Here is a 6,445-nt window from a genome sequence, read left to right on the forward strand (position 1 = left end):
GGGGGCTGTGTCGCCGCCTGGTCGCTGGTGGTGCCGGGTCAGACGGTGGAGGGCCCGGCTTCGGGCGGGCCGGGGCGGTCCTCCCATGACCGGGCTTGAGGGGGTCGACACCTCATCGAGGGGGGCGCATCGTCCCATCTGGCGATGGACAGCGGGACGCTGTCCGGCCAGCGATCCCCAGTGACACAAGATCACGACCGCGAGCCCGGACCGCGCCTGGAGCCGCGAGGTGCTCCAGCAGGCGGTCGATGCTCCTATGGATCGTCAAGCGGCCTGGGCGAAGTCGGATGGACGCATCGTCGGTCGGAGTGCGGTGTAGATCTCGCGGGCGACGTAGCGCTTGAGGCAGCGGACGATCTCGGGCTTGGACAGGCCTTCGCTGGTGCGGCGGGCGGCGTAGGCGCGGGTCCTGGGGTCATAGCGCAGCCGTCCGAGCACGACGACGTAGAGGGCGTAGTTGGCGGCTCGGTCGCCGCCGCGGTTGAGCCGGTGGCGGTGGCTGCGTCCGCTGCTAGCGGGGACGGGCGCGACGCCGCACAAGTGGGCGAAGGCTGCTTCGGAGCGCAGCCGGTCGGGGTTGTCGCCCAGCGTGGTCAGGAGCTGTCCGGCGACCTCAGGGCCCACGCCGGGGCGTGCCAGCAGGCCGGGGGCGGCCGCGGTCACCAGCGCCCGTAGCTCGGCGTCGGCCTCGGTGATCTCCTCGCTGAGGTAGGCGTGGCGTCGGGCGAGGCGGCGCAGCGCGGTCTTGGTGGCGGTGGTGGGGTCGGCGATGTCGTCGGTGGGTCGCAATCGCGCGCAGGTCGAGATCAAGGCAGTGGTGCTCAGCGCGCGTAGTTGCTCGCGCAGCTCGCCGGGGGCGGTGACCAGCAGCGCCTTGAGCTGGTTGGTGGTCTGGGAGCGGGCCTTGACCGCGCTGGAGCGGGCCACCCGCAGCGCGCGGATCGCCTCGATGCGTCCGTCGCGGGCCTTGGGTGTGCCGGTGGCGGTGCCGGCCAGGGCTGCACGGGCGGCGGAGTAGGCGTCCAACGGGTCGGACTTGCCGTGGGCTCGTCGGGATCTGCGGTCGGGCCGGTCGACCTCGACGACGTGGATGTCGGCGGTGCGCAGCTGCCGGGTCAGCTCGGCGCCGTAGCTGCCGGTCCCCTCGATCCCGACCCGCTCGAGCGGGCCGTGGCTAGCCATCCACGCCAGCAGCGCCCGGTAGCCGGCTGGCGTCGTGGGGAACTGGTGGTCGCCGAGCTGGCGGCCGAGGTGGTCGATCACCGCCGCGTGGTGGGTCTGGCCGTGGGTGTCGACGCCGCCGGTGACACCGGGCGTGGTCGTTGTCATAGTGGTCATCGCCGTCCTCCGCTTGCACCGGATGGTCGGCGCGCGGCGGCCGGGTGGACGGACGAACCAGTGATGGGCGCCTCTTGCACAGGCTCCTATGAGGTCACGCCACCTGGCCGCTCACGCGCAGCGGCAGCACCGCCCGGGCCGACGTATCGACCGAAAGACAGCAAGATCGCGTCGGGTTGCTGGAGGGTCAGACCCGCCCGGTGCCACCAGGACCCATCCTCACTGGCTGCTGGGACGCGGGGTCGTCGAGCGATGACTTCGCCAGCTCGGGTCGGTCGGTAGGAGCAACCGCTGCGGCGGCGACCATGACAGCTGAGGCCACGCGCCAGCGCTGGCTGAACCAGGAGGTCAGAACTCCGATGTCCAACCCCGTTGTCCACGCGGAGATCACCGGGACGGAACCCGCGCGACTGAGACGCTTCTACGGTGCCCTCTTCGGCTGGGACGCCGAGCCCGGCGATCCCGTCGTTGCGGCTGTCTCAGCACAGGACGCCTACGCCTTCAACGCCCCTGGCGACTCGTCCGGAGCAGTCCCGGTCGGCATCGGGGGTGGAGTCACCTTCCTCCCGCGGGCGGTGTTCTACGTCGGTGTGGACGACGTCGAGGCACACCTGGCCAAGGCGATCGAGCTGGGCGCGTCGGTCGTCGTGGACGTGGCGACCCGGCCAGACGGAGGGGCCCGAGTCGCCCAGTTCGCCGACCCGGAGGGCAATGTCGTGGGCTTGGCCGGGCCGGTTTGAGAACTGAGAGGGCTACTTCTGAGTGGCCCCGTCATGCCCCGATCAAGGCGGGCCCGCTCAGGGATCGACAGCGGGACGCTGTCCGGCCAGCGATCACCTGCGGGACGCTTCGGGTCGGTCGCCGAGGACGTCGTCGAAGGGTCGTCGGCGTGCTCAAGGCGGTCGTCTCTCAGGAGCAGGGGAGGGCTGGCGGCCCGTCGTGACCGGTCCCTGCGTGGACCGGTGTGGCCGGGCGTGAACGCTGTGGGCCCGTGCTGCCAAGGAGAGGGTGAGAGCAGGTAGCCGGGCAGGAGGAGGGGGGACTGATGCCGGACAGCGACGAAGACGTCCTGGTGCGGTCGCTGCACCGGCCGGTGGCCTTCGAGGAGCTCGTGCGCCGGCACAGCGCACCGGTGCATGGCTACCTGCAGCGCCGCTCCAGCGCCCAGATCGCCGACGACCTGCTCGCCGAGACGTGGCTGCAGGCCTTCGCCTCCCGCGGCTCCTACGACCGCGGCCGTGGGCCCGTGCGCGCCTGGGTCTTCGGCGTCGCCCGCCACGTGCTGTTCGCCGCCCAACGCCAGCACCGGCGAGCACACCAGGAAGGCTCGCGGAGTGAGGCGGTAACCGATCCGGCACCGGACTGGGACGCCGTCGACGCCCGCCTGGACGCCGCGGCGACGGCACCCGCCCTTCGCTCGGGCCTAGCGAGCCTGACCGGACCCGACCGAGAGCTGCTGCTGCTGGTGGTCTGGGAGCAGCTGAGCCCGACCGAGGCCGCCGCCGTCCTCGACATCCCTCCGGGCACCGCCCGATCGCGTCTTCACCGCGCCCGCCGCCAGCTGCGTCACCACGTCAGCACGCCAGGACCGACCGTGGGGGACCCGGCCGCGTCTCCCCCGTCCTCGAGGAGGCCCTCGTGAACGCCGACCACCGCCCCGCCCCGCGCCGGCTCGGCGACGCGGCCGACCGCGGATGGCGCGAGGACCTCGCCCGCGCCGGCACGGTGCCCGCACCAGGACCGGGCGTGCTCGAGGACGCGATGTCGCGGCTGCGTCGGGCCGCCGCCGCTGAGGCCCTCGGGGCCCACGAGGAGCTCATGGTCGGGCGGGCCGCGGCCGCGCGGGCACGCCTACGACGTCGCCGGACCGCGCTGTTCGCCACCGCGGCCACCGCCGCGGTGCTCGCGGCGGTCCTGGTGGTCACCGCGCCGTGGGCGGTCACCACCCAGCGGCCCGACGTCGTGGCCACCGGGCAGGGCCCGGTGCCGGTCGCGCAGGACGGGGCGGCCAGCTGCGCCTTCGCCTACAGCCCCCAGGTGCTGGCCGAACAGGTCACCTTCGCCTTCGACGGCACCATCACCAGGATCGACACCGGCAGCCTGTTCCAGAGCAACCGCGTCACCTTCGAGGTCACCACCTGGTTCCGCGGCCCCGACACAGACGCGCCGGCCTCGATCACCTTGCCGATGAGCCCCGCCGAGCCCCGCACCGGCGCCGACGGCATCACCCGCGAGGACAGCCGCATGCTCGACACGCCCAGCTACACCGTCGGCACCCGCATGCTCGTCGCCGGCGCCGCACGCTTCGGCGGAGGACCACTGGAAGACCCCGTCGTCTGGGGCTGCGACTTCACCCGTTACTACGACCAGCCCACCGCCCAGCAGTGGGCCACCGCCCTCGGCTGATCACCCGCGCGTCCGCATCCCGGTTGAGGATCGGATGTGGGACGGCCGCCGGGGGAGCGGTGGCGAGGTGCTCAAGCGGTCGACGGGTCACCGGCAGGCGATCGACAGCGGGACGCTGTCCGGCCGGCGATCCGTTCACGGACAGCCCTTCGACGTCCCTGCGATGCGCTATCCGAGGGCGGCGAGCACCGCCGGCGGGAGCACCACCTGGTCGTCCTCGAAGCCCATGACGTGGGTGCCGTCGGGGCCGTAGGTGCCTTGTGCGTCGCTGAGCACGTAGGCCTCGCCGTCTTCGGGGGAGAGGGTGGCGAACACGATGTAGGAGTCCAACTCGTGCAGGCGGAAATCGGAGTTCTGCGCTTGCTCGTAGTGCAGCGTGATCTCGTCGCCGACGACAACCTCGCCCTTACTGGCCGCCGTGATCTTGACGTCGGCAATCCGAGAGGGTGAGGCCGGGCCTCCTGCGAGGTCCCGACGGTCGTCGAGGACCTCTGCGCGGATGACGATGTCGGCGGCTTCGTCCAGCTGCTCGTAGTTCTCGTACCCGGCGTAGTTGCCGGCGGCGGTGGCGCAGCCAGCCGTGGTCACGAGCAGCAGGCCGACGGTGACAAGCGCGCGGGATGCCGTCGGCGCGGTCCGCGGCAGCGCGATGGTCGTCTTGTCGTGCAACTTCCGGCCTGGCATCCCTCGATCGTGGCAGGGGACGAGAGGCGCCCGCAGCGGCACGTCGAGACCGTCACCAGCTCGTCATGTCCCCTTCCACCAGCCTGCCCAGCTCCGCAGCTCACTGGGCGGCAGGGAGCGGTCACGAGCGCCCGGTTGAGGATCGTCAGCGGGACGGGTGCCGGGTGGGGTCGGAGCGCCCGGCCTCCTCGGCGGGGCCTCGGGGCTGCTCCCCGAGGGTCGTGGTGCCCCCACGGCCGCCGTCGTTGTGGGAACCCTCCTACTCCGCTGCCTGCGGCGTAATCCGAACGTTTGAGCGACAGCCATGCTGGCAGGGCGACACGCCGAGGCAGTGGCGTCCAGAACCCGTGTCCGAAACCCCTCTGTCGCGGAACCACCGTCAGGCCGTTTCCGTACGCTCGTGCACATGGGACACGCCCTCGGCTACGCCCGGGTCTCCACCACCGCCCAGGATCCGTCGATGCAGACCGACGCCCTTGCGGCCGCAGGGTGCGCGCAGGTGTGGACCGACGTCGCCTCCGGCGGTCGTGACGACCGTCCCGAGCTCGCCCGGCTGCTCGAGCGGCTGCTGCCCGGCGACACCTTGGTGGTGTGGCGGCTGGACCGCCTCGGCCGGTCGCTGCCGCACCTGTTGGCGACGATCACCGAGCTCGAGGGCAGGGGAGTGGGCTTCCGGTCGCTGACCGAGTCCATCGACACCACCACCGCCGGCGGGCGGCTGGTCTTCTCGATCTTCGGCGCCCTGGCCGACTTCGAGCGACAGCTCATCCGCGACCGCACCCTCGCCGGCCTCGAGGCCGCCCGCGCCCGCGGCCGCGTCGGCGGGCGACCCACCGTCATGACGCCCGCGCGGATCGACGCCGCCCGGGCGCTGCTCGCCCGCCCCGGCGCCACGGTCACCTCGGTGGCCAAGGACCTCGGCGTCAGCCGGGCGACCCTCTATCGCACCGTCTTGGCTGACGACGCAACCGTCCAGCCGCCATCTCGGGCCGAAGAAGGCCACCAGCGGCCTGCGGTGGCGCAAGAGGAGTTGCCTTCGTGAGGGCGGACGTGGCAGCCGTGGCGCGGACCCTGCGTGTCGTCCCTCGTCGAGGACCATGCCGACGGCATATCCGGATGGGCGCCCGTGCGGCGACGAGTCCCGTGTGGGGCCGCCCGTGGTTCGAGCACACGCCCCGGCCGCGCCCCGGTGCACTCCCCACTGCGTGCACCCGCTCGCCTAAATGCCCTAACGCCTTGACGGTCCGGCTGCAGCACGGCCCTCTGTAACCCTGTCGGTCCGGTGGCCGCACGTACGTGCGCCCCCGTGCAGCGAAGCGCGTACGCGGTTGTCAGCCGACGACCGATGCGGCGAACCAGGTTGCGCCTCGGCTGGCACGCCTCCTCTAAACGCCAAGCCGATGCCGTACGGCCACCCGGTCACCTACGACGCCGTACGGGACGCTCGACGCCCACGGAGGCGGCACCCCTAGCCACCCCAACGCTCGGGGCGCACACGCCAAGCGTCGGTACCGGCTCGGAGTCACGAGGATCTAGAAAGACGGGCCCACTTGACATCCCAAGTGTGACCGACCTACCATCGACCACAGGCGGCAGGGTGCTGCGGGATGACGAAGGGTGGTGGAGCGTGGCGTTCAAGGTGTTCGAAAAGACGTCCGCACCGCTGGCGAAGGTTCCGACGGTGACGATCCAGAAGGCGCGGGTCTTCTCCATCAGCCGGTCGGCGCACGCACTGATCGACTCGCCTGCTCACGTCGAGCTGCTCTGGGACCCGGAGCGGTCGATCGTCGGCTTCCGGGCAACTGAGGAGACGAACCCCAACGCGTTCGCTACGCGCTCGACGTCCGACACGGCGCCCGTCATCGTCGCCGGCGCCAAGTTCATAGACGTCTACAAGATCGACGCATCGGTGTCCCGCCGTTGGGTCGCGTACGAGGAGGACGGCATCCTCTGCGTCGACATCAGCGAGCCCGGGACTCTCGTCACCAGCAACCGAAGCGGCCGCGGCGCCTCAGGC

General features: G+C 71.8%; 7 protein-coding genes. 5 read left to right on the forward strand and 2 right to left on the reverse strand.

What is annotated here, in order from left to right:
* Positions 1-264: 264 nt before the first annotated feature.
* Positions 265-1,338, reverse strand: a complete 1,074-nt coding sequence (locus WDV85_RS16625; protein ID WP_445263374.1) for an IS110 family transposase — start codon at positions 1,336-1,338, stop codon at positions 265-267.
* A 305-nt stretch (positions 1,339-1,643) separates the two neighbouring features.
* Here WDV85_RS16625 and WDV85_RS16630 point away from each other — a divergent pair, with 305 nt between their 5' ends.
* The 3 genes from WDV85_RS16630 (at position 1,644) to WDV85_RS16640 (ending at position 3,744) form a co-directional block, all read left to right on the forward strand.
* Entirely contained in the window at positions 1,644-2,078 is a 435-nt protein-coding gene (locus WDV85_RS16630) for a VOC family protein (protein WP_339571682.1), read from the forward strand.
* Between the two features lie 305 nt (positions 2,079-2,383).
* Positions 2,384-2,980, forward strand: coding sequence for an RNA polymerase sigma factor (locus WDV85_RS16635; protein ID WP_339571683.1), 597 nt, complete (start codon positions 2,384-2,386; stop codon positions 2,978-2,980).
* Positions 2,977-3,744, forward strand: coding sequence for a hypothetical protein (locus tag WDV85_RS16640; RefSeq protein ID WP_339571684.1), 768 nt, complete (start codon positions 2,977-2,979; stop codon positions 3,742-3,744). Before WDV85_RS16635 ends, WDV85_RS16640 begins: the two co-directional genes overlap by 4 nt.
* 168 nt (positions 3,745-3,912) lie before the next feature.
* Here WDV85_RS16640 and WDV85_RS16645 read toward each other — a convergent pair whose 3' ends face one another.
* On the reverse strand, positions 3,913-4,428 hold the full coding sequence (locus WDV85_RS16645; protein ID WP_339571685.1) for a hypothetical protein: 516 nt from the start codon (positions 4,426-4,428) through the stop codon (positions 3,913-3,915).
* A 406-nt stretch (positions 4,429-4,834) separates the two neighbouring features.
* Between WDV85_RS16645 and WDV85_RS16650 the strand changes: the two genes are divergently transcribed.
* Both WDV85_RS16650 and WDV85_RS16655 read left to right on the forward strand, forming a co-directional pair.
* Positions 4,835-5,470 carry a recombinase family protein gene (locus WDV85_RS16650; protein WP_339571686.1) on the forward strand — a complete coding sequence of 212 codons (636 nt, stop codon included), beginning with the start codon at positions 4,835-4,837 and terminating at the stop codon, positions 5,468-5,470.
* 585 nt (positions 5,471-6,055) lie between these two features.
* Positions 6,056-6,445: hypothetical protein (locus WDV85_RS16655; RefSeq protein WP_339571687.1), on the forward strand; the 390-nt coding region annotated here is incomplete at its 3' end.

Source organism: Pseudokineococcus sp. 5B2Z-1 (assembly GCF_037482305.1).
Lineage (GTDB): Bacteria > Actinomycetota > Actinomycetes > Actinomycetales > Quadrisphaeraceae > Pseudokineococcus.

Excerpts from the sequence above, each read along its gene's own strand:
- WDV85_RS16625 (WP_445263374.1), bottom strand. The coding sequence starts at position 1,338 with ATGACCACTATGACAACGACCACGCCCGGTGTCACCGGCGGCGTCGAC.
- WDV85_RS16630 (WP_339571682.1), top strand. The coding sequence starts at position 1,644 with ATGACAGCTGAGGCCACGCGCCAGCGCTGGCTGAACCAGGAGGTCAGA.
- WDV85_RS16635 (WP_339571683.1), top strand. The coding sequence starts at position 2,384 with ATGCCGGACAGCGACGAAGACGTCCTGGTGCGGTCGCTGCACCGGCCG.
- WDV85_RS16645 (WP_339571685.1), bottom strand. The coding sequence starts at position 4,428 with ATGCCAGGCCGGAAGTTGCACGACAAGACGACCATCGCGCTGCCGCGG.
- WDV85_RS16650 (WP_339571686.1), top strand. The coding sequence starts at position 4,835 with ATGGGACACGCCCTCGGCTACGCCCGGGTCTCCACCACCGCCCAGGAT.